1 protein-coding gene and 1 tRNA gene are annotated in these 808 nt (G+C 59.9%); both read left to right on the top strand.

Translation table 11 applies throughout. The features are described 5' to 3' along the window. Nucleotides 1-259: 259 nt before the first annotated feature. Nucleotides 260-344 (top strand) — tRNA-Leu (locus AC1DY5_RS57435). A 59-nt stretch (nt 345-403) separates the two neighbouring features. Beyond that, complete coding sequence (locus tag AC1DY5_RS57430; RefSeq protein WP_478123007.1) at nt 404-763, top strand: NADH-quinone oxidoreductase subunit A; 360 nt, start codon at nt 404-406, stop codon at nt 761-763. Nucleotides 764-808: the final 45 nt, after the last annotated feature.

Below are 808 nucleotides of genomic sequence, written 5' to 3'. Positions count from 1 at the left end.
CACCGGCGCCGGCAACCACGCCTGCAGCCCCCGATTCGGCGGCGCAGATCCCGAGCGGCGGCGCCGCGTCCACGCCGGCGGCCCCCGCCTCGGCACCGGCTGCGCCCGCGGCAGGCGCGGGCCAGATCCCGGCCAAGTAAACGCGTGCGATCTCTTTGGCCGTCGAGTGAAAACGGCCGAATTTCAGGGTAAACTCTAAAGCTGTTCCGGAAAGCCAAAACCTTACAAGGTTCCTCATGCCATCCGGGCAGCAAAAACCGCGGTCGTGGTGAAATTGGTAGACACGCTATCTTGAGGGGGTAGTGGCGAAAGCTGTGCGAGTTCGAGTCTCGCCGACCGCACCAAATCTCACCGGCAGGAATCAATGCTTCCTGCCGGTGTCAAGCGGTGATAGAACCCCCTGATGAACCTCGATTCCTACCTCCCCGTCCTGTTGTTCATCCTGGTCGGCGTCGGAGTCGGCGTGGCTCCTCAGGTTCTGGGTTACATCCTCGGTCCCAACCGGCCTGATCAGGCCAAGAATTCCCCTTACGAATGCGGCTTCGAGGCCTTCGAAGACGCGCGCATGAAGTTCGACGTCCGGTACTACCTGGTCGCGATCCTCTTCATCCTTTTCGATCTCGAAATCGCTTTTCTCTTTCCCTGGGCCATCGCGATCAAGGAGATCGGTGTCGTCGGTTTCTGGGCCATGATGATTTTCCTGGCTATCCTCGTCGTGGGCTTCGCCTACGAGTGGAAAAAGGGCGCGCTCGATTGGGAATGACAAGGAATCCGCAAAATGGCCATTGAAGGCGTCATGAAGGAAGGC

Source organism: Variovorax sp. P4_D9 (assembly GCF_056401695.1).
This window is presented reverse-complemented; position numbering and strand designations above follow the sequence as displayed.